The sequence below is a fragment of the Micromonospora sp. AMSO31t genome (assembly GCF_008868175.1).
In the GTDB taxonomy this organism is placed as follows: domain Bacteria; phylum Actinomycetota; class Actinomycetes; order Mycobacteriales; family Micromonosporaceae; genus Micromonospora.
This window is the reverse complement of record NZ_WBKT01000096.1, coordinates 1-20,755: the sequence shown is the minus strand read 5'-3', so window position 1 is coordinate 20,755 and position 20,755 is coordinate 1. Positions and strand designations below refer to the sequence as shown.

Sequence of the window (20,755 nt, the reverse complement as noted above, 5' to 3'; positions counted from 1 at the left end):
GCGCCGTGGCAGCGCTTGTACTTGCGGCCGGAACCGCACGGGCAGGGCGCGTTGCGGGACGGGCCCTCGCCCGCGCCGTCGACCTGGCCTGGAGCGGCCCGCCGGGCCGTGCTCGCCGCGACCGCCTGGCCGCTCGCCCCGCCCGCCGCACCCGGCGTCCGGCGCGGGGTGGAGGCGGCGGGACGCTCCGACGTCTCGGGCCGGCCGATGCCGAGCGCCGGCGCCTGCTCCTCGGCGCGCTCGAGCACCGGCGCGCCACGGCCGGCCTCGCCGTCGACCGCGGGCGCCGAATACTGCAGGCCCTGCTGCTGCGGCGTGCGGTTGAGACCCTTGGCGCGGATCTCCACCGGCTTCTCCAGCAGCTGGACTTCCTCCTCCTCCTCGGCCTCCGGCGCCGCCTCCTCGACCTGCACCTCCAGGTTGTAGAGGAAGCCGACCGTCTCCTCCTTGATGCCGTCCATCATGGTGGCGAACATGTCGAAGCCCTCGCGCTGGTACTCGATGACCGGGTCGCGCTGGGCGTACGCCCGCAGGCTGATGCCCTCCTGGAGGTAGTCCATCTCGTAGAGGTGCTCGCGCCACTTGCGGTCGATCACCTGGAGCAGGACCATCCGCTCGAGCTGGCGTACGGCTTCCTCGCCGAGCTGCTCCTCGCGCCGGTCGTACGCGGCGTTCGCGTCCTCCTTGAGGCGGGCGAGCAGGAAGTCCTGGTCGAGGCCGGCCCGGGAGCCCAGCTCCTCCTCCAGCTCGTCGATGGTGATGCCCACCGGGTAGAGCTGCTTGAGGTTGGACCAGAGCTGCTCGAGGTCCCAGTCCTCGGCGTAGCCCTCGCTGGTCGCGCCCACCACGTACGCGGCGACCACGTCGTCGATCATGTTGCGGACCTGCTCGGAGAGGTCCTCGCCGTTGAGCACCCGGAGGCGCTCGGCGTAGATCACCTGGCGCTGCTTGTTGAGCACCTCGTCGTACTTGAGGACGTTCTTCCGGATCTCGGCGTTCTGGCCCTCGATCTGGGCTTGGGCGCTCTTGATCTGGCGGGTGACCATCTTCGACTCGATGGGCACGTCCTCCGGGATGTTGAAGCGGTCCATCACCGCCTCGACGGCACCGGCCCGGAAGCGCTTCATCAGGTCGTCCTGCAGCGACAGGTAGAAGCGGGACTCGCCCGGGTCACCCTGCCGGCCGGCGCGACCGCGCAGCTGGTTGTCGATCCGGCGCGACTCGTGCCGCTCGGTGCCCAGCACGTAGAGGCCGCCGGCCGCGGCGACCTCCTCCGCCTCGACGTCGCAGGCCTGCTTCCAGGTGGGCAGGACCTCCTCCATCGCCTTGGCGTACTCCTCGGGCTGCTCGACCGGGTCGAGGCCGCGCTGCCGCAGCTCGTTGGCGGCGAGGAACTCGGGGTTGCCGCCGAGCAGGATGTCGGTGCCACGGCCGGCCATGTTGGTGGCGACGGTGACCGCGCCCTTGCGCCCGGCCTGGGCGACGATCTCCGCCTCCTTGGCGTGGAACTTCGCGTTGAGCACCGAGTGCGGGATGCCGCGGCGGCGCAGCATGTGGGACAGGATCTCCGAGTTCTCGACCGAGACCGTGCCGACCAGCACCGGCTGGCCCTGCTCGTGCCGCTCGGCGATGTCCTCGACAACGGCGTTGAACTTGGCCTTCTCGGTCTTGTAGATGACGTCCGCCCGGTCGAGGCGGACCATCGGCCGGTGCGTCGGGATGGTCACGACGCCCACCTTGTAGACCTTGTTGAACTCGCTCGCCTCGGTCTGGGCGGTGCCGGTCATGCCGGAGAGCTTCTCGTAGAGGCGGAAGTAGTTCTGGAGGGTGATGGTGGCCAGGGTCTGGTTCTCCTGCTTGATCTCCACCCCCTCCTTGGCCTCGATCGCCTGGTGCATGCCCTCGTTGTAGCGGCGGCCGTGCAGGATGCGGCCGGTGAACTCGTCGACGATGAGGACCTCGCCGTCGCTGACGATGTAGTCCTTGTCGCGCTTGTAGAGCTCCTTGGCCTTGATCGCGTTGTTCATGTAGCCGACGAGCGGGGTGTTCACCGACTCGTAGAGGTTGTCGATGCCGAGCCGGTCCTCGATCTTGGCGACACCCCGCTCGGTGATGGCGATGGTGCGCTTGGCGTGGTCGACCTCGTAGTCGCCCTCGCCGTCGGTGCCGGGCTGGAGGCGGGCCACCACGGAGGCGAACTCCTGGTACCAGCGGGCGGAGTGCTCGGCCGGGCCGGAGATGATCAGCGGGGTCCGCGCCTCGTCGATGAGGATCGAGTCGACCTCGTCGACCACGGCGAAGAAGTGGCCGCGCTGGACCAGCTCCTCCTTCGACCACGCCATGTTGTCGCGCAGGTAGTCGAAGCCGAACTCGTTGTTGGTGCCGTAGGTGATGTCGCACTCGTAGGCCACGCGGTGCTCGGTGGCCGGGCGGTTGGGCAGCACCACGCCCACGGTGAGGCCGAGGAACTCGTGCACCCGGCCCATCCAGGCGGCGTCGCGCTCGGCCAGGTAGTCGTTCACGGTGATCACGTGCACGCCCTTGCCGGCGAGCGCGTTCAGGTAGACCGGCATGACCGAGGTCAGGGTCTTGCCCTCACCGGTCTTCATCTCGGCGATGTTGCCGAAGTGCAGCGCCGCGCCGCCCATCACCTGGACGTCGTAGGGCCGCTGGCCGAGCACCCGGGCGGCGGCCTCCCGGCACACCGCGAACGCCTCGGGCAGCAGGTCGTCGAGGGTCTCACCGTCGGCGAGCCGCTCCCTGAACTGGTCGGTCATGTCCCGCAGCTCGTCGTCGCTGAGGTTGACGTAGTCGTCCTCGATCGAGTTGACGGCGGCGGCGATGGCCTTGAGCCGACGCACCATACGGCCCGCGCCCGCGCTAAGGACCTTTTCCAGAATCGACACGGATCAACGCTCCCCTAGACAGTCTCGAACCATCGTAGGCGCTCCGGCGCGGCGATGGTCACTGGTGGCTGCGGTCCGGAGCCGCGAACCCGACATAACGCCGAGCGGGCGCGCTGACCGGCGGTAATCGGGTTACGCCGTACGCGAACGATCCGGCACGATGGCTCGGGTGGAGCCTGTGGAGATCATCGAGGACGGCCTGCTCCTGCGACCCTGGCGGGCGGAGGACGCCGACGCGGTGCACCGCGCCTGCCAGGACCCGGACATTCAGCGCTGGACCACCGTACCTCGCCCGTACCTGCCGGAACACGCCCTCGAGTTCGTGACCACGATCAGCGGGACGGCCTGGGCGGAGGGCACCGGGGCGCCGTTCGCGGTCTGCGACGCGCAGACCGGCGAGCTGCTCGCCTCCTGCGGCCTCGTCTCCGTCGACCGCGGCCTGGACTCCGCCGAGGTGGGCTACTGGACCGCGCCCTGGGCCCGCGGCCGGGGCGTGGCGGTCCGCGCCACCCGGGCGGTCGCCCGCTGGGCGTTCGACGCGCTCAAGCTGCGCCGGGTGACTTGGCAGGCGGAGGTCGGCAACCACGCCTCCCGGCTGGTCGCGCTCCGGGCCGGCTTCCGGGTCGAGGGCGAGCTGCGGCTGGCCCACCCCTCGGTCGACGGCCGCCCGGAGGGCTGGATCGGCTCCCTCCTGCCGCACGAGCTGGGGGCACCGGGCGAGCCCCTCCGCTACGGCCCGGACACCCTGGAGGCCCGCCGGGCCGCCGTCTTCATGCGGCCCCAGCCGGTCCTGTTCGCCACCGCGGGCGACACCGAGCTGCAGCTGCGCGCATTCGAGGAGCGCGACATCGACGCGCTCGTGACCACCTGCCGCGACGAGGACAGCATCCGCTGGACCACGGTGCCGCACCCCTACCAGCGGCAGCACGCCGAGGGCTACCTGCGGGACATCGCCGAGGCGTCCTGGGCCCGGGGCAAGGGGGCGACCTACGCCGTCGCCGACCCGGACGATCGGTACGTCGCCTCGATCGACCTGCGCATCTCCCCCGGCGACCCGCTCGTCGCCGACGTGGGCTTCATGACCGCGCCGCACGCCCGGGGCCGGGGCTACCTGCCGGCCGCGCTGGCCGCGCTCTGCGCCTGGGGCTTCACCACGCTCGGCCTGGCCCGCATCGAGTGGCGGGCCAATGTCGGCAACACCGCGTCGCGCCGGGCCGCCGAGAAGGCCGGCTTCACCGTCGAGGGCACGCTCCGCGGCGGCGTCCAGCACCGCGGGGAACGGCAGGACGTCTGGGTCGGCGGGCTGCTGCCACAGGACCTGACGTGACGCCCGAGACCATCGAGGCGTACGGGGTGCGGCTGCGGCGGAACCGGCTCACCGACGTGACGGACACGGCCGCCGCCTGCGCCGACCCGCTCACCCGACGGTTCCTGCCCGGCCTGCCCGACCCGTACACCGCGGAGAGCGCCCGGTGGTGGATCACCGAGGGCGCACCGGCGGCCTGGGCCACCGGCGGCGCGGCGTACGTGATCGCCGACCCGGCCACCGATCGGTTGATCGGCGCGGCCGGCCTCAGCCACCCGGTGGCGGAGCGCGGCCAGGCGGAGATCGGCTACTGGGTCGCGCCGTGGGCGCGCGGCCGGGGCGTCGCCACGGCCGCCACCCGCGCGCTGGCCGAGGCGGCCTTCGCCGCCGGCGCCGTCCGGCTCGAACTGCTCACGCAGGAGGAGAACGCGGCCAGCCAGCGGGTGGCGCTGGCCGCCGGGTTCCGGCACGAGGGGGTACGCCGGTCGGCCGGCCAGGGCCGGGACGGTCGCCACGACCTGGCCGTCTGGGTACGCCTCGCCGACGACCCGCCCGGTCCGACCGTCCGGCTGCTGCCGGACCTGCCCGACGGCCGGCTCACCGACGGCGTGGTGACGCTGCGCCCGGTCGGGCCGGCGGACGCCGAGGTGGTGTACCGGCTGCACACGCTGCCGGAGGTGGTGGCGAACCGGGTGCCGCCGGCCCCGCCGACGCGGGAGTCGGTCGAGCGGCGGTGCCGCCGCGCGGAGAGCCAGTGGCTGGCCGGCCGCGCGGCCGACCTCGCCGTCCTCGACGCGGGCACCGGCGCCGTGGTGGGCGGCTGCGCGCTGGTGTACGACGAACCGAGCACCGGCCAGGCCATGCTCGGCTACAGCATGCTGCCCGAGGCGCGCGGCCGGGGGCTGGCCACCCGGGCGGTGGGCCTCGTCGCCGGCTGGGCGTTCGAGATCGGGCTGGCCCGGCTCTGGGCCGGCACCCGACCCGAGAACCTCGCCTCGCAGCGGGTGCTGGAGAAGGCCGGCTTCGGCCGGGAAGGGCTGCTGCGCGGCCGGCTCCCCGGCCCGGACGGCACCCGGATCGACTCGTTCATCTTCGGCCGGCTGCCGGGCGACGGCACCGGCTGACGGCGGAAGCCGCGGTGGTCGCCCACCACGGCTTCCGGCCGGTGTCGTCCCGCGGGGTGGTCAGGGTCCGGTGTCGAGCGAGATGATCCCGTAGTCGTAGGCGTGCCGGCGGTAGACCACGCTCGGGCGGCCCGACTCCTTGTCCTGGAACAGGTAGAAGTCATGGCCGACGAGTTCCATCTGGAACAGCGCGTCGTCGACCGTCATCGGCTCGGCGGGGTGCACCTTCGCCCGCGCGATGTGCCACGGCTGGTCGTCGGGTTCCTCGTAGCCATCCTCGTCGGGCCGTTCCGCGACGGCGGTGGCCGTCGCGTGCCCGTTCAACGCCGCCAGGCCGGGCCCTTCCAGGTCGGTCACCGGCAGGTCCGCGGTGGCGGCGGCGACCGAGAGCGGCGCGTGCCGGCCGCGGTGCACGCGGCGGCGGTCCGCCGCCCGGCGGAAGCGGGTGTCCAGCTTGGCGATGGCGGCGTCCAGCGCGCTGTAGAAATCATTCGTGCAGGCCTCGGCCCGGATCACCGGGCCGCGCGTCACGCAGGTGATTTCCACCCGCTGGCAATGATCGGCCTGGCGCGGATTGCGCTCGTGGAACAACTCGACGTCCACGCGAATGAGCTTGTGGTCGTAGCGTTCGATCTTCGCGAGCTTTTCGGCTACGTGCACCCGGTAATGGTCCGGCACTTCGACGTTACGGCCCTTGACCACGATGTCCACGTGACCTCCCTTGTTCGGACGGTCGTTCGGTCCGGATCTTCCGGTCGACGCGCCCTGGGAGAACCCCGTCCGGCGTCGACCGATGGTGTACGGCTACGCCTCCTTCCAATGCCGGGGGAAGGTTGGCAACCCTCCTACCCCCGACACGAAAACGCTAACTCCTGTTCGGCCACCAGTCACCCCCAGTTGCCGGGAGAGGCCGCGAAATTTAACAGCTCATACACCATGGGGTGAAACGGAAACACGAAGCGTTACGCATGGTGCCGTTTTTGCGTTGCGGCGAGCACGGCCGCGGCCTTTGGCGGCATTCCCGCGTCGCGCAGAACACGGCTCACCGCCGCCAGCGTGGCCCCCGTGGTGACGATGTCGTCCAGCAGCACCACGGGACCGGCCACTCCGCCGGTGCGGCGCAGCCGGAAGGCCGCCTGGGCCGCGGCGGCCCGCCCGGCGCTGTCGAGCGCCACCGAGTCGGGCCGGGGCAGCGCGCGCAGCGGCCGGAGCACGCGTACCGGCCAGCCGGCCGCGCCCAGCCGGGCCGCCGCGTGGCGGGTCAGCCGGTCCAGGTGGTCGCCGTACCGGGCCCGGGCCGCCCGGGCGGTGTCCGGCACCGCCACCAGGGTCACCGGACCACGCGGGCCGACCGCCGCGGCCACCACCTCGGCCAGCAGCGCGCCCAGCGGCCGGGCCAGCCCGTGCCGGCCCCGCTCCTTGTACGCCAGCAGCCCGTTGCGCAGCGCGCCCGCGTACGGGCCGAGGGCGGCGCAGGGCGGCAGGCCGGCCGGGGTCGGGTCGGGTCGGGTCGGCGCCGGGGTCAGCGCCTCCAGGTCCCGCACGCAGCCGGGGCAGAAGCCCTGTCGCAGGCCCGGCACGCGCTCCCCGCAGCCGGCGCACCCAGCCGGAAGCACCAGGTCGGTCAGGTCCGACCAGAGTCCGCCCAGCCCCGGCACCGGCGCCTCAGTAGAGGAAGAAGGGCGCGGTCGGGTTGGTCGCCCGGCTGCCCGCCGGCACGTCCAGCACCTGTTCCCGCTTGATGGTGTCGAACGGGTTGTTCCGGTAGGCCGCCCGGTTCGCCTCGTACATGTACGACAGCGACGGCAGCCCGCCGACCGCCCCGCCCGGGTACGCGGCCAGCTGCGTGACCGCGGCGCCGATGTCCCGCTTCAGCGCGGTCTCCTGGGCGCCGTCGACCGTGATCTGGTGAATGGCCGGCCGCCGGTCGGCCTCGTTGCCCGCGAGCACCAGGTCGTTCTCGGCCAGCCAGTCCACCGCCGTGACGCCGGTGAGCAGGATGGCCAGCCGCTGCGGCGGGCCCACGCTGACCACGCCGCCGTCGACGCTCACCGCGGCCACGTAGAGGTTGCCACCACTGACCAGGGCGATCCGGTGCCCGTCGAGGGACCCGGCGACCGCCACGACGGGGTCAGGGACGGCCAGCGGGACCAGGCTCATCTCGGCCGACCCGGCGAACCGGTAGAGCTTGCCGTCCGCGGCCACCAGACCGGCGGCGTGCCGCCCGTCCATCGAGCGGAGCCAGGTGGGTCGGCCCAGCGCGGCGAACGAACGGTCGCTGGTGTTGAACACCGTCACCGGGTCCGGGCCGGAGCCGACCTTGAGCCGCTGCCGGCGGTCCGGCCCGGTCACCACCAGCGCAGCCAGCACCTGGTCGTCGGCGCGGGCCAGCGCCGCGGCGACCACGTTCTTGTTGTCGTCGGCCGCCAGCGGGACGGCGGCTCTCGGTTCGTTGGGGATGGCAAGCGGGCGGATGGCGCCGTCGTAGACGCTGAACCGCGCCGGGCGGTCCCCGCTCGGGTACGCGGCGTGCGCCCTCCGCTCCTCCTGGAGATCGACGGTCTGCCGCTTCTGGTTCTGGATCTTCAGATCGAGCTGACCGCTCAGCTCGGGCAGCGACCAGGCGAGCTGGGTGGCGAGCAGGCCGAGCTTCTTGTCGTCAGCCCCCGGCATGGTGAGGTTGACCTCCCAGTGCCCATCCGCGCCGGTGGCGTTGTTGATCGACCGGGTGCCGTCGGGCAGCCCGGTCACGCCCTGCGCCAGCCACTTCGACGGGCCCCCGGTCAGCCACTTCACCACGTCGGTGACCCGCCGCTCGGCCGGCACCGACGAGGGCAGGTAGCGCAGGTCGGGCACCAGACGGGACTGGTCGGAGTTCCAGAAGTAGATGGTGCGGGACCGGTAGTACTCACGCAGGGCCGTATCGCTGATCAGCAGCACGTTCGGCACGGCGGTGAGGAGCAGCCCCGGACCGGCCGGATCGGCGCGGCGCAGCTGGAACACGTACTCGGTGACGCTGGCCTCCGGTGCCTCCAGGGTGCCGTCGGCGCCCAGCACGCCGACCTGCTGCACCTTGACGGTCACCGTGCTGGTGCCCTGGTTGTTCGGCGGGGTGACCTCGGGCTTCTCGCGGAGCCGGACCACGGTCAGCTCGATCTCGCTGCTCTGCTGCTTCTCCGGGAGCAGGCCCTTCGCCTCCTGCGCGATGAACTCCTTGGCCCGGGCGTAGGCCTGCTCGCGCTCACCGGCGGCGGCCGCCCGCAGGTAGTTCTCGATGAACGGGCCGGGCTCGACGCTGTCGGTCGGGGTCGGCGGCCGTGCGGGGCTGCCGTTGACCGTGCCGGCCTCGGCGGCCGGACCCGAGCCGTCGACCTGCACCTCGCTCTCGTTCGGGATCCCGCAGCCGACCAGCCCGGCGGGTAGCAGCAGGCCGCCCAGCAGCGCGGCCAGCGCCCGCCGCCGCACGACGCCCAGCTCATGCCTGGCGCTCATGGTGCCACCTCGGCCCGGTCACCGGATCCCGCCGGCCCGATGGCCAGCGCGCCCGCGCCGCTGCCCGGCCCGATGGCGAGCGGGCCGCCGTCGCGCGGACCACCGAACGGCAGGGTCGCGTCGGCCGGCACGAGTCGCAGCGGTGAGGTGGTCAGCCGGTCCCCGGCGCGGGCCGGCAGGGTCAGCCGGAACTGGGCCCCCTGCCCCGGCGCGCCCCACGCCTCCAGCCAGCCGCCGTGCAGCCGGGCGTCCTCCAGGCTGATCGACAGGCCCAGCCCCGTGCCGCCGGTCTGCCGGGCCCGGGACGGGTCGGCCCGCCAGAACCGGTTGAAGACCAGCTTCTCCTCGCCCGGCTTGAGGCCGACGCCGTGGTCCCGCACGGTGATCGCCACCGCGCTCTGGTCCATGCCGAGGGTGATCCGCACGGGCCTGGCCTCGCCGTGCTCGACGGCGTTGCCGACGAGGTTGCGCAGGACCCGCTCGACCCGGCGGGGGTCGACCTCGGCGATCACCGGGCTGTCCGGAAGGTCCAGCTCGATGGCCACCCCGACCCGCTCGGCCAGCCCGGCCAGCCGCTCGGTCACCCGGTGCACCACCGGCACCAGGTCGGTCGGCTCGCTGTCGAGCATCGCGAAGCCGGCGTCGAAACGGCTGATCTCCAGCAGGTCGGTGAGCAGCTCCTCGAACCGGTCCAGCTCGGCCTGGAGCAGCTCGGCGCTGCGCGCCACCGCCGGGTCGAAGTCGTCCCGCTCGGCGAAGATCAGGTCGGCGGCCATCCGCACCGTGGTCAGCGGCGTGCGCAGCTCGTGGGAGACGTCGGAGGTGAAACGGCGTTGCAGCCGCGACATCTCCTCCAGCCGGAGGATCTGCCGTTGCAGGTTGGTCGCCATCTGGTTGAACGAGGCGGCGAGCAGGGCCAGGTCGTCCTCGCCGTTGACCACCATCCGCTGGTCGAGGAGGCCCGCGGAGAGCCGCTGGGCGGTCCGGGCGGCCACCCGTACCGGGGTCACCACCAGGCGGGTGACCAGGGCGGCCAGCAGGCCGAGCAGCAGCACGAGGGCCACGCCGGTGGCGACCACGGTGGCCCGGGCGTCGGCCGCCGTGGCGTCCTGCCGGGTCAGGGGTACGAGGTAGTAGAGCTCCAGCTGCCCGAACCGGGTCGGCACCGGGGAGCCGTAGACCAGATATTTGGTGCGCTCACCGTCGAGCGTGCCGGTGCGGACCTGGTGGGCGACGTTCCCGGCCGCCACCGACGCCCGCAGCTCCGCGCTGATCAGCGGTCGCACCTGCACGTCCGGCGAGGTACGCGCCTCGATGAAGCCGGCGAAGCTGTCGGCCGTGATGGCCACCACGACGCCGCTGGTCTGCGCCGGGTCACCGCCGGCCAGGTAGTTGACCGTGCCGTCGATGGTGTCCTGGAGCTGGGCCTCCTGCGGCTGGCTGTAGAGGTTGAACTGCTTCGAGGCGTAGTCGCTGCCGTTCTGCAGGCGCAGCAGGACGTCGGTCTCGGCGTTCTCCAGCAGGATGTTGGTGAGCTTGTCGGCGATCAGGTACGCGAAACCGCCCACCAGCAGGCTGGACGCCACCAGTGTGATGGTCACCACACGAAGCTGGAGCGACCTCCGCCAGGTCTGGTGGGCCCCGGCGGCGAACCGGGCCGTGCGGCCCGCCAGGACACGCCACAGCGCCCGCGCGGCGCGGAGCCGGCGGGACGCGACGGTCGGCGAGTCGGGGGGCGGGGAGGTCACCACAGTGCTGACCAGGCTATCCGGTGCCCGCCTTGTAACCCACGCCTCGCACGGTGAGGATGATTTCGGGTCGCTCCGGATCCGGCTCGATCTTGGCGCGGAGCCGCTGCACGTGCACGTTGACCAGGCGGGTGTCGGCGGCGTGCCGGTAGCCCCAGACCTGCTCCAGCAGCACCTCGCGGGTGAAGACCTGGCGCGGCTTGCGGGCGAGCGCGACCAGCAGGTCGAACTCCAGCGGGGTCAGCTTCACCTCCTCGCCGTCCCGGCTGACCGCGTGCGCCGGCACGTCGATGGTGATCTGGTTGCCGGGCGGGCCGATGGTGAGCAGCTCCGGCGCCACGTCCTCGCCCCGGCGCAGCCGGGCCCGCATCCGGGCCACCAGCTCCTTGGGCTTGAACGGCTTGACCACGTAGTCGTCGGCGCCGGACTCCAGCCCGAGCACCACGTCGACGGTGTCGCTCTTGGCGGTCAGCATCACGATCGGCACGCCGGACTCACCCCGGATGGCCCGGGCCACGTCGATGCCGCTCATGCCGGGGAGCATCAGGTCGAGCAGGACGATGTCGGGCCGGCTGTCCCGGAACGCGGCCAGTGCCCGTTCTCCGTCCGCGACGAAGGACGGCACGAAGCCCTCGCTGCGCAGGACGATGCCGAGCATCTCGGCGAGTGCGGGGTCGTCGTCGACCACCAGTACCCGGGCTCTCATGGGGTTTATCGTTCCATCCCCGTTCGTTGAAGAGGGTTCGGCGTCTTCACGGCACCGTAGCGCCGAGGGCGGTCCGGCACCACAGCTGACGGCGTGGTCGCCCGCGTGGCGCGCCTGGGCGGACGGGTCCACCGGACGCGGACGCGCCGTGCAACCATGATCCCTCGGGTGTGTCGCCGCCCGCCACCTCCCGCCCGCCAGGAGTACCCGTGCCCGACGTCGGCCCGACCGCGGTGCTCCCGCGCCGCCCGCTGACCGTCGGCGAACTGCTCGACTCGGCCGTCCTGCTGCTGCGCGACCAGGCGCGGGTGCTCGTCCCGCTCGCCGTCCTGCTGGCCCTCGGCGAGCAGGCCCTGCTGCACCCGCTGCGGGTGCTGGCCGGCGCCCGGCCGCCCGAGTGGTGGCCCGACCCGGACCGGTTCGGGTGGTACTGGCTGCTGCTCGCCCTCGGCGCCGGCACCGAGGCCATGATCATCGCGCTGCTCGGCAACCCGGCCGCCCGGGCCGCCGGGGCCGCCCTGCTGGGCCGCCGCACCGGGCCACGCGAGCTGCTGGCGGACGCCCGCTGGGGGCCTACCCTGCTGGCCGGAGCCGTGGTCGGGTGCACGGCCCTGCTCGCCGGGCTGGCCGGGCCGGCCTGGTTCGTCGCGTACGGGCTGCTCGGCGCCGTGGTGCCGGTGCTCGTGGTGGACCGGGTTCCGGCGTACCGGGCGCCGGGGCGGGCGCTGCGGCTGGCGGTCCGGGTCGGTGGGCGGGCCGCCGCCATCCGGCTGCTCGGCTACCTGGGCTGGTGGCTGATCCGGCTCGGCATCGGGCTGGGCGTATACCACGGTCTCGGGCTGCTGGGCCTCTTCGACGTCTCCGCCTGGGCGCTGCCGGTCGCCACGGTCGCGTGGGTGGCCGTGAACGCGGTCGCGTACCCGGCGCTGGCCTGCCTGGACGCGGTGCTGCACCTGGAGACCCGGATGCGCACCGAGGGCCTGGACATCCGGCTCTCCCGGGCCGCGGCTCCGGAACCCGTCCTGCTGGCGGTGCCCCGGTGAGCCGGTGGTGGACCGAGACGGTCGCGGCGCTGGGGGATGCCGTGCCCCTGCCGCTGGCCGCCCTGCTCCTGATCGTCGGGGCGCTGCTGGTCGCGCTGGCCTGGTACTCGTTCCCGGCCTGGGTGCCCCGCCGGCTGCCCCGGATCGGCCGGCCTCGGCTCCCCCGGCTCCGGCTGCGCCTGCCCCGGCGGCCGAAGCTGCGGTTGCCGAAACTGCGGCTGCCCCGGCGGCGGCGCCGGACCCGACGGGACGCCCCCGCCGTGCCGGTGCCCGCGCCCCGGTCGGCCGAGCCGGCGGCGGCGGCCCAGGCGGACCTCGCCGACCGGCTCGCCGCCGAGGGCCGGTACGCCGAGGCGGTCCGGGAACGGCTGCGCGAGATGGTCCGCCTCCTGGTGGCACGGCAGTTGGTGGAGCCCCGCCCCGGCCTGACCGTCACCGAGCTGACCACGGCCGTGGCCCGGGTCCGGCCCGACGTGCGGCCCACCCTGCACACCGCCGGATCGATCTTCTCGGACCTCTGGTACGCCCAGCGCCCGGCCACCGCCGCGCACGACCACCGGATGCGGGATCTCGCCGCCGACCTGCGCCGCGAGCTGGCCGCCGAGGGAGAGCCCCGGTGACCGCCACCCTCGACCCGGCCCGGCCGGCGGCCCCGCCCGCGCCCCGCCGCCGGTGGCACCGGCTGCTTGTCCCGATCGGGCTGGCGGTGCTGCTGATCGTGACCACGCTGGTCCTGCACGCCGTGGACCAGCCCGACCCGGACGACCCGGGTTTCCTCGCTCCGGTCGCCGCCGGTGACGACGGGGGCAGCCGGCTGGCCGACGCGCTGCGCGCGCAGGGGGTGCCGATCCGCCGGGAGACCGACACGCTGCACGCCCTGCGGGCCGCCGGAGCGGGCCCCACCACCCTCTTCGTGCCCGCTCCGGACCTGGTGCACCCGGACACCCTGGCCGCCCTGACCGTGCTGCCGCCCGGCAGCCGGCTCGTGCTGGTCGAGCCGTCCCGCCGGGTGCTGACCGGGGTGGGCCTGCCGCTCGAACCGACCGACCGCCGGTGGGCGACCCGGGCCGTGCCGCCCGACGCCGACGGCGCGCCCTGCCGGCTGCCCGAGGCGCTCCGCGCCGGCACCGCCGCCGTCGACCGCCAGCGCTACGCCGGGCCGTCCGGCACCGACCGGTGCTACGCGGGCGCGCTGCGGCGGATCACCTGGGGCACCGAGGTCGTGGTGGTCGGCGCCAGCGACCCGTTCCGCAACGACCGCATCGACGAGTGGGGCAACCGCGTCCTCGCCACCGGCCTGCTCGGCGGCGACCGCCCGCTGGTCTGGCTCGACCTGCCCGGCCCCGCGCCGGCACCGACCGGCCCGAGCTGGTCGCCGACCCCGGACGACGACGGAACGCCGGTGCCCCGGCGGACCGGCGGCCGCGACGACCGGGCCGACCCGCCGCCGAACCGGGACAACCCGCTCTGGGACGCGTTCCCGCCCTGGTTCTGGGCGATACTCGCCCAGCTCGCCGTGGCCGGGCTCCTGCTGGTGCTGTGGCGGGCCCGCCGGCTCGGCCCGCCCGTGCCGGAGCCGCTGCCGGTCACGGTCCGGGCCGCCGAGACGGTGCTCGGCCGGGCCCGCCTCTACCGCCGGGCCGGCGCCCGGGACACCACCGCCGCGACGTTGCGCGCCGCCGCGCTGGACCGGCTGCTGCCCCGACTCAACCTGCCCCCGGACACGCCGCCCGACGAGGTGGCCGCCCGGATCGCCGCGCACGCCGGGGCCGACCCGGAGCGGGTGGCCGAGCTGCTGCACGGCGCTGCCCCGAAGGACGACCGGGAGCTGCTGGCGCTGGCCCGCGACCTGGACGCCCTGACCCGTACCCTGGCCCCCCACCTGACCGAAGGAGACCCCCGGTGACCGGACCCGTCATCGCCGCCGCGTCGCCCACCGCGCAGCCCGACGCCCGCGCCGCCCTGCACCGGCTGCGGGCCGAGGTGGCCAAGGCCGTCGTCGGCCAGGACGCCGTCGTCACCGGCCTGGTCATCGCGCTGCTGTGCCGGGGGCACGTGCTGCTGGAGGGCGTGCCCGGGGTCGCCAAGACCCTGCTGGTGCGCACCGTGGCGAGCGCGCTGGACCTGGAGTCCAAGCGGGTGCAGTTCACCCCCGACCTGATGCCCGGCGACGTGACCGGCTCGCTGATCTTCGACCCGCGCACCGCCGCCTTCACCTTCCGGGAGGGGCCGGTCTTCACCAACCTGCTCCTCGCCGACGAGATCAACCGCACCCCGCCGAAGACCCAGTCGGCGCTGCTGGAGGTCATGGAGGAGCGGCAGGTCACCGTCGAGGGCGAGCGGCGCCCGCTGCCCGACCCGTTCATCGTGGCGGCCACCCAGAACCCCGTCGAGTACGAGGGCACCTACCCGCTGCCCGAGGCGCAGCTCGACCGGTTCCTGCTCAAGCTGACCGTGCCGCTGCCCGGGCGGGACGAGGAGCTGGGCGTGCTCCGCGCGCACCACGCCGGCTTCGACCCGCGCGACCTGCGCGCCGCCGGCGTACGCCCGGTGGCCACCGCCGCCGACCTGGCCGCCGCCCGGACGGCGGTGCAGGCGGTGCACGTGGCCGAGCCCGTGCTCGGCTACATCGTGGACCTGTGCCGGGGCACCCGGGTCGCCCCGGCGCTGGAGCTGGGCGCCTCGCCCCGGGGCGCCACCGCCCTGCTGGGCACCGCCAAGGCGTGGTCCTGGCTGGCCGGCCGGGACCACGTCACCCCGGACGACGTGAAGGCGGTCGCCCGGCCCACCCTGCGGCACCGGCTCCGGCTGCGCCCCGAGGTGGAGCTGGAGGGCGTCACCGTGGACGCCGTGCTGGACGCGGTGCTGGCCACCGTGCCGACACCGCGATGACCTGGCGGGCGGGTCTGCTGCTCGCGGCGAGCGCGGCCACCCTGCCGGCCTGGCCAGCGCCGTTCCTCGGCGTCGCCGTGCTGACCGCGGCGGTCCTGCTGCTGGTCGCCCTCGACTGGGCCCTCGCGGCGCCGCTGCACGGGCTGGCCGCCACCCGCGCCGGGGACCGCGCGGTCCGGCTCGGCGGCACCGCCACGGTCACCCTGCACCTGGCGAACACCTCCGCCCGCACCCTGCACGCCCAGGTGCGCGACGCCTGGGTGCCCTCGGCCGGGGCGCGGCCCGACGTCCCCGCCGCGCGGGTGCTCACCGTCGCGCCGGGCGGCACGGCCACGCTGCCGGTCCGGCTCACCCCGGCCCGGCGCGGCGACCGGCCGGCGGTGGCGCTGACCGTCCGCTCGCTCGGGCCGCTGCGGCTGGCCTTCCGGCAACGCGCCGGCCACCCGGCCACACCACCGTGGACGCTGCGGGTGCTGCCCCGCTTCGACTCGCGGCGGCACCTGCCCGAGAAGCTGGCCCGGCTGCGGGTCATCGACGGCGTCCAGGTGACCCGGGGGCGCGGCCACGGCACCGAGTTCGACACGCTCCGCGAGTACGTGGTCGGCGACGACGTCCGCTCCATCGACTGGCGGGCCAGCGCCCGCCGCTCCGACGTGCTGGTCCGCACCTGGCGCCCGGAGCGGGACCGGCGGCTGGTGTGCGTGCTGGACACCGGGCGCACCTCGGCGGTTCGGCTCGGCGACGAGCCCCGGCTGGACACCGCGATCGACGCGGCGCTGCTGCTCACGGCGCTGGCCGCCCGGGCCGGCGACCGGGTCGACCTGCTCGCCGCCGACACGGCGGTCCGGGCCCGGGTCACCGGCAGCGGCCGGCCGGCGCTGCTCGCCCGGCTGGTGGACGCCGTCGCGCCGATCCAGCCGGCGCTCGTGGAGACCGACTTCGAGCTGATCGCCGGTGAGGTGCTGCGCCGGGAACGGCAGCGCAGCCTCGTGGTGCTCTTCACCGCCCTGGAGGCGGGGGCACTCGGCGAGGGCCTGCTGCCGGTGCTGCCGCGGCTGGCCGCCCGGCACCGGGTGGTGCTCGCGGCCACCCACGATCCGGTGCTCGCCGGGCTCACCACCGCCCCGCCCGCGACCCCCGACGACGCGTACGCCGCCGCGGCGGCCTGGCGGGCCCTCGCCGAGCGGGACCGGGTCCGGGCCGCCCTGTCCCGCCACGGCGTGACCGTGGTCGACGTGCCCGCCGACCGGCTCGCCCCGGCGGTCGCCGACACCTACCTGCGGCTCAAGTCCCTCGGCCAGCTCTGACGGCCCGCCCGCCGAGCAGCAGCGCGTACGCCAGGAAGGCCAGCCAGACCGCGGCGCCGATCGCCACCCGGACGGCGACCGGCAGCGGCGCCGGGGTCACGAACGCCTCCAGCAGCGCGGAGACCGCGAAGAGCCCGACCAGGCCGGCGGCGACCACGATGGCCGAACGCCCCGCCTCGGCGACGGCCCGGCCGCGGCTCAGCTGGGCCGGCGGCGCGATCCAGGCCCAGGCCGTCCGCAGCCCGACCCCGGCGGCCACGAAGATGCCGGTGAGTTCGAGCAGCCCGTGCGGGGTGATCATGCCGAAGAACACGTCGGCACGGCCGTAGGAGACCATCACCCCGCCGACCACGCCGACGTTCAGCGCGTTCTGCCACAGCAGCCAGAGCACCGGCACCACCAGCACCCCGGCGGCCAGGCACTGCGCGGCCAGCCAGGCGTTGTGCGTCCACAGGTGGAACGCGAAGGTCGGCGCGGTGAACTCGGTGTAGTAGCCGGCGAAGCCGGAGTCCACGAGCTGCCGGGCCGCCTCGGCCCCGATGAACGCGGCGGCGGTGTCCGGGTGGCCGGCGACGAACCAGATGAGGAAGGCCGTGAGCGCGCTGAACGCGGTGGCCACCGCGCACCACCAGGGCCAGGCCCGGTAGAGGGCGGCCGGCAGGTCGGCGACGAGGAACCGGCCCACCGCCGCCCAGGAGGCCCGGGGACGGCCGGTGATCCGGGCCCGCGCCCCGAGCACCAGGTGGGAGAGGCGGCCGACCAGCGCCGGTTCCGGGGCCCGACTGCGCAGCGCGGAGAGGTGGGTGGCGGCGCGCTGGTAGAGCGCCACCAGCTCGTCCACTTCCGCCGCGTCCAGCCTGCGCCGGCCGGTCAGCTGCTCCAGCCGCCGCCACTCGGCGCCGTGCTCGGCCACGTACGCGTCGAGATCCACTCGCCCTCCCCCGTCCGGCGCCCATAGTGTTCACTGTCGGAGTGCGCGCGCAACCTCCCCCTCCGGCACCGTGGGCCGACGCCGGTCTGGTCAGCGGCGAGGCGGTGGAGCTGGACGTCCGGGCGGCCCGGCTCGGCTCGCGGGTGCTCGCCCTGCTGATCGACCTGGTGGCCCAGCTCGCGGTGGCGCTGCTGCTCGGCGCGGTGCTGTCGGTGCTGGTGCTCAGCCTGCCCGGGGACATCATGGACGCCGCGCTGGCCGGCGGGATGCAGCTCGTGCTGCTGGTGCTGGTGCTGGTCGGCTACCCGGTGCTGATGGAGCGCTTCGTCGGCGGCCGGACGGTGGGCAAGCTGGCCGTGGGGCTGCGGGTGGTCCGCGCCGACGGCGGCCCGGTCGGGGTCGGCCAGTCGCTGACCCGCGCGCTGGTGGGCGTGGCGGTGGAGTGGCCGGGGCTGGTGCTGCCGCTGCTGAGCTGGGCGGCGAGCGTGACCGTGATGCTGACCGACCCGCGCGGGCGGCGGCTGGGCGATCTGGTGGCCGGGACGCTGGTGGTGCACACCCGGGGTGCCGGGGGGTGGCGGCCGGCACCGCAGCCCGTGCCGCCGCTGCTCGGCTGGGCGGGCACCCTCGACCTGAGCCGGGTGGACGACGGGCTCGCGCTGGCCGTCCGGCAGTATCTGGGCCGGTTGCACCAGCTCGCTCAGCCGGACCGGTTCCGGCTGGGCCGGGAGCTGTGGGCGGAGGTCGCGGCGGTCACCTCGCCGCCCCCGCCGTGGGCCGTGCCCGAGTCGGCGTACCTGGCCGCCGTGCTGGCCGAGCGGGGCCGCCGGGCCGCCTACCGGCTGGGCCGCGCCCGGGCGGTCACCGCCATGCTCTGGCCCGAGCTGGCGCCCGCGCCGGCCAGCGCGCCGGCACCGGCCGTGCTGCGGCCCGCCGCGCCGTCACCCGCCGTCCCGAGCCAGCCCGGTCCGGTACGCGGACAGCCCACCTCGGTCGACGTCCGGCGCTGACCCGTCAGGAGAAGAGCGCGCGGCCCCACCAGTCGGCGGCGTCGCGGACGCCGGGCGGGCAGGCGAACAGGCCGCTGGAGACGTGCCGCAGGTATTCGTTCATGGCGTCGTTGCGGGCGAGCCGGGTCTGGATCGGCACGAACTGCTTGCGCGGGTCCCGCTGGTAGGCGATGAAGAAGAGCCCGGCGTCGAGCCGGCCCAGCCCGTCCGAGCCGTCCACGAAGTTGTAGCCGCGGCGCAGCAGGCGGGCGCCGTCGTTCTGGTCGGGGTGGGCGAGCCGGACGTGCGCGGTCTCGGCGATCACGGGCTCGCCGTCGTCGCCCTTGGCGGCGAAGTCCGGCTCGTCGAACTCGGCGCGCTTGCCGAGCGGCGCGCCGGCGCCCTTGGTCCGCCCGACGATCATCTCCTGCTCAGCGAGGGGGCTGCGGTCCCAGGTCTCGACCAGCATCCGGATCTTGCGGGTGACCAGGTAGGACCCGCCGGTCATCCAGTCGGCGCCGTCGCCGGGCTGCGCCCACAGCTGCTCGCGGAGCAGGTCGGTCTCCTCGGCCTTGAGGTTCGCGGTGCCGTCCTTGAAGCCGAACAGGTTGCGGGCGGTGGCCTGCCCCCGCGACGTCGAGGACGTACGCCCGAAGCCGAGCTGGGACCAGCGGACGCTGACCACGCCCATGCCGATCCGGGCCAGGTTGCGGATGGCGTGCACCGCCACCTGCGGGTCGTTGGCGCAGGCCTGGACGCAGATGTCGCCGCCGGACAGTTCCGGCTTGAGCGCGTCACCGGCGAAGTGCGGCAGGTCGGCCAGGGCGGCGGGCCGCTTGTCGGCGATGCCGAACCGGTCCCGGCCCTGGGCGTCGCGGAACAGCGTCGGGCCGAAGCCGACGGTGATGGTGAGCTGCGACGGGGGCAGCCCGAGCGCCTCGCCGGTGTCGTCCGGCGGGGCCTCCGGCACGCCGTCGACCGCGCCGATCAGCCCGGCGTCCTTGCCGGCGGTCATCCGGGCCGCGGCGGCGGTCCACTCCTGGAGCAGCGCGACCAGCCGGGCCCGGTCCTTGGTGATGACGTCGAACGCGACGAAGTGCAGCCGGTCCTGGGCGGGGGTGGTGATGCCGGCCTGGTGCTCGCCGTGGAACGGGACCGCGCCGGCCGCCGTCTCGGTGGCGGACGCCTGGTCGCCGCCGCCGAACAGGGCGCCTGCGCCGACCGCCACCCCGGCGACGCCGGCCGCGCCGGCTCCGGCCAGGGTGATGGCCCGGCGCCGGGACAGCCCGGTCCGGCGGGTCGCCTCGTTGGTGCTCGGTTCGCTCATCACGTCACCTCCGGACCCGGTCGTCAGCGGGCGACGACCGCGGCCACCTTGCTGATCGGCTCGGCCAGGGCGTTGATGCTGTCCGACAGTTCCTTGAGCTCGGCCTTGCTGAGCTGGGTGTGCAGCTTCCAGCCGTCGCCGGCCCGGTGCTTGCCGAGGGCGGTCTCGACGGCCGCGAACTCGGTGTCGAGCTGCTTGACCAGGTCGGGCGAGCGCTGCTCCAGGGCGGGGCGCAGCGCGGCGATGGCGGCCTTCGAGCCCTCCAGGTTGGCGTTGAAGTCCCAGAGGTCGGTGTGCGAGTACCGCTCCTCCTCGCCGGTGATCTTGCCGCTGGCGACCTCGTCGAGGAGCGCCTTGGCGCCGTTGGCGAGCTGGAGCGGCGTGAGCTTCTCGGCGTTGGCCTTGGCCACGATCGCCTTCACGTCGACGAGGAGCTGGTCGGCGATGGCGCCGTCCTTGCTGACGTCGCCGGTGGTCCACAGGTCCTTCTCGATCCGGTGGAAGCCGGTGAACGGCATGCCCTCCTCGACGACCTCCTCGCGGCCGTCGATCTTCGGGTCGAGGTCGCCGAAGCTCTCCGCGACCGGCTCGATCCGCTCCCAGTAGGTGCGGGCCACCGGGTACAGGTCCTTGGCCTTGGCCACGTCGTTGGCCTTGACCGCGGCCACGAACTCCTCGGTCTTGGTGAGCAGGGCGGCGGTCTGGCTCTGCACGTAGCGCTGGTAGCTGGCGGTGGCCTGACTCAGGGCGGCGTCGGGGGCGACGGTCGCGACGGTGCCGCTGACCTTCAACGCGCCCCGGATGCCGCGGCCGCTCATGCCGGGCTTGCAGGCGGTCTCGTACGTGCCGGCGGGCAGTTCGACCCGCAGCTCACGGCTCAGGCCGGGGGCGATGTTCTCCACCTCGCCCATCACCCGGTCGCCGGCGGCGTAGACGTAGAACTCGTTGACCTTGGACCCGGAGTTGGTCACCTTGAAGGTCACC

The 20,755-nt window shown here is 74.5% G+C and carries 17 protein-coding genes; 8 read left to right on the top strand and 9 right to left on the bottom strand.

The features are described from left to right. A partial coding sequence (gene secA / locus F8274_RS20410; RefSeq protein ID WP_151463976.1) for a preprotein translocase subunit SecA occupies positions 1-2,906 on the bottom strand: 2,906 nt, incomplete at its 3' end. Between the two features lie 160 nt (positions 2,907-3,066). Here secA and F8274_RS20405 point away from each other — a divergent pair. Beyond that, positions 3,067-4,233, top strand: coding sequence for a GNAT family N-acetyltransferase (locus F8274_RS20405; protein ID WP_225853884.1), 1,167 nt, complete (start codon positions 3,067-3,069; stop codon positions 4,231-4,233). Then, on the top strand, positions 4,230-5,336 hold the full coding sequence (locus F8274_RS20400) for a GNAT family N-acetyltransferase (RefSeq protein WP_151463974.1): 1,107 nt from the start codon (positions 4,230-4,232) through the stop codon (positions 5,334-5,336). Before F8274_RS20405 ends, F8274_RS20400 begins: the two co-directional genes overlap by 4 nt. 60 nt (positions 5,337-5,396) lie before the next feature. On the opposite strand, the gene hpf is transcribed toward F8274_RS20400, so the two are convergent. The 5 genes from hpf to mtrA form a co-directional block, all read right to left on the bottom strand. Continuing rightward, entirely contained in the window at positions 5,397-6,047 is a 651-nt protein-coding gene (hpf, locus tag F8274_RS20395) for a ribosome hibernation-promoting factor, HPF/YfiA family (protein WP_151463973.1), read from the bottom strand. Positions 6,048-6,298: 251 nt separating this feature from the next. Continuing rightward, positions 6,299-6,994: a ComF family protein gene (locus F8274_RS20390; RefSeq protein WP_151463972.1), complete on the bottom strand. Its 696-nt coding sequence runs from the start codon at positions 6,992-6,994 to the stop codon at positions 6,299-6,301. A 7-nt stretch (positions 6,995-7,001) separates the two neighbouring features. After that, complete coding sequence (locus F8274_RS20385; RefSeq protein ID WP_151463978.1) at positions 7,002-8,801, bottom strand: LpqB family beta-propeller domain-containing protein; 1,800 nt, start codon at positions 8,799-8,801, stop codon at positions 7,002-7,004. Between the two features lie 23 nt (positions 8,802-8,824). Continuing rightward, positions 8,825-10,579, bottom strand: a complete 1,755-nt coding sequence (mtrB, locus tag F8274_RS20380) for an MtrAB system histidine kinase MtrB (RefSeq protein WP_370518251.1) — start codon at positions 10,577-10,579, stop codon at positions 8,825-8,827. A gap of 13 nt (positions 10,580-10,592) precedes the next feature. Then, positions 10,593-11,282 carry an MtrAB system response regulator MtrA gene (gene mtrA, locus F8274_RS20375; protein WP_151463970.1) on the bottom strand — a complete coding sequence of 230 codons (690 nt, stop codon included), beginning with the start codon at positions 11,280-11,282 and terminating at the stop codon, positions 10,593-10,595. Positions 11,283-11,491: 209 nt separating this feature from the next. Between mtrA and F8274_RS20370 the strand changes: the two genes are divergently transcribed. The 5 genes from F8274_RS20370 to F8274_RS20350 are packed head-to-tail and all read left to right on the top strand — an operon-like array spanning position 11,492 to position 16,524. Beyond that, positions 11,492-12,325, top strand: coding sequence for a hypothetical protein (locus tag F8274_RS20370; RefSeq protein ID WP_151463969.1), 834 nt, complete (start codon positions 11,492-11,494; stop codon positions 12,323-12,325). Continuing rightward, a complete protein-coding gene (locus F8274_RS20365) occupies positions 12,322-12,945 on the top strand; it encodes a DUF4129 domain-containing protein (protein WP_151463968.1) in 624 nt (207 codons plus the stop codon). Before F8274_RS20370 ends, F8274_RS20365 begins: the two co-directional genes overlap by 4 nt. After that, on the top strand, positions 12,942-14,231 hold the full coding sequence (locus F8274_RS20360) for a DUF4350 domain-containing protein (protein WP_151463967.1): 1,290 nt from the start codon (positions 12,942-12,944) through the stop codon (positions 14,229-14,231). Before F8274_RS20365 ends, F8274_RS20360 begins: the two co-directional genes overlap by 4 nt. Before the next feature lie 11 nt (positions 14,232-14,242). Continuing rightward, a complete protein-coding gene (locus F8274_RS20355; RefSeq protein WP_370518252.1) occupies positions 14,243-15,217 on the top strand; it encodes an AAA family ATPase in 975 nt (324 codons plus the stop codon). Then, positions 15,214-16,524: a DUF58 domain-containing protein gene (locus F8274_RS20350; RefSeq protein WP_151463965.1), complete on the top strand. Its 1,311-nt coding sequence runs from the start codon at positions 15,214-15,216 to the stop codon at positions 16,522-16,524. Before F8274_RS20355 ends, F8274_RS20350 begins: the two co-directional genes overlap by 4 nt. Here F8274_RS20350 and F8274_RS20345 read toward each other — a convergent pair. After that, complete coding sequence (locus F8274_RS20345) at positions 16,502-17,455, bottom strand: stage II sporulation protein M (protein WP_151463964.1); 954 nt, start codon at positions 17,453-17,455, stop codon at positions 16,502-16,504. The genes F8274_RS20350 and F8274_RS20345 overlap by 23 nt on opposite strands. A gap of 41 nt (positions 17,456-17,496) precedes the next feature. Between F8274_RS20345 and F8274_RS20340 the strand changes: the two genes are divergently transcribed. Then, on the top strand, positions 17,497-18,465 hold the full coding sequence (locus tag F8274_RS20340) for an RDD family protein (protein WP_225853883.1): 969 nt from the start codon (positions 17,497-17,499) through the stop codon (positions 18,463-18,465). A gap of 4 nt (positions 18,466-18,469) precedes the next feature. On the opposite strand, the gene efeB is transcribed toward F8274_RS20340, so the two are convergent. Next, positions 18,470-19,771: an iron uptake transporter deferrochelatase/peroxidase subunit gene (gene efeB, locus F8274_RS20335; RefSeq protein ID WP_192579904.1), complete on the bottom strand. Its 1,302-nt coding sequence runs from the start codon at positions 19,769-19,771 to the stop codon at positions 18,470-18,472. A gap of 23 nt (positions 19,772-19,794) precedes the next feature. Beyond that, positions 19,795-20,755, bottom strand: a 961-nt coding sequence (efeO, locus tag F8274_RS20330; RefSeq protein ID WP_151463962.1) for an iron uptake system protein EfeO, incomplete at its 5' end; no start/stop codon positions are given.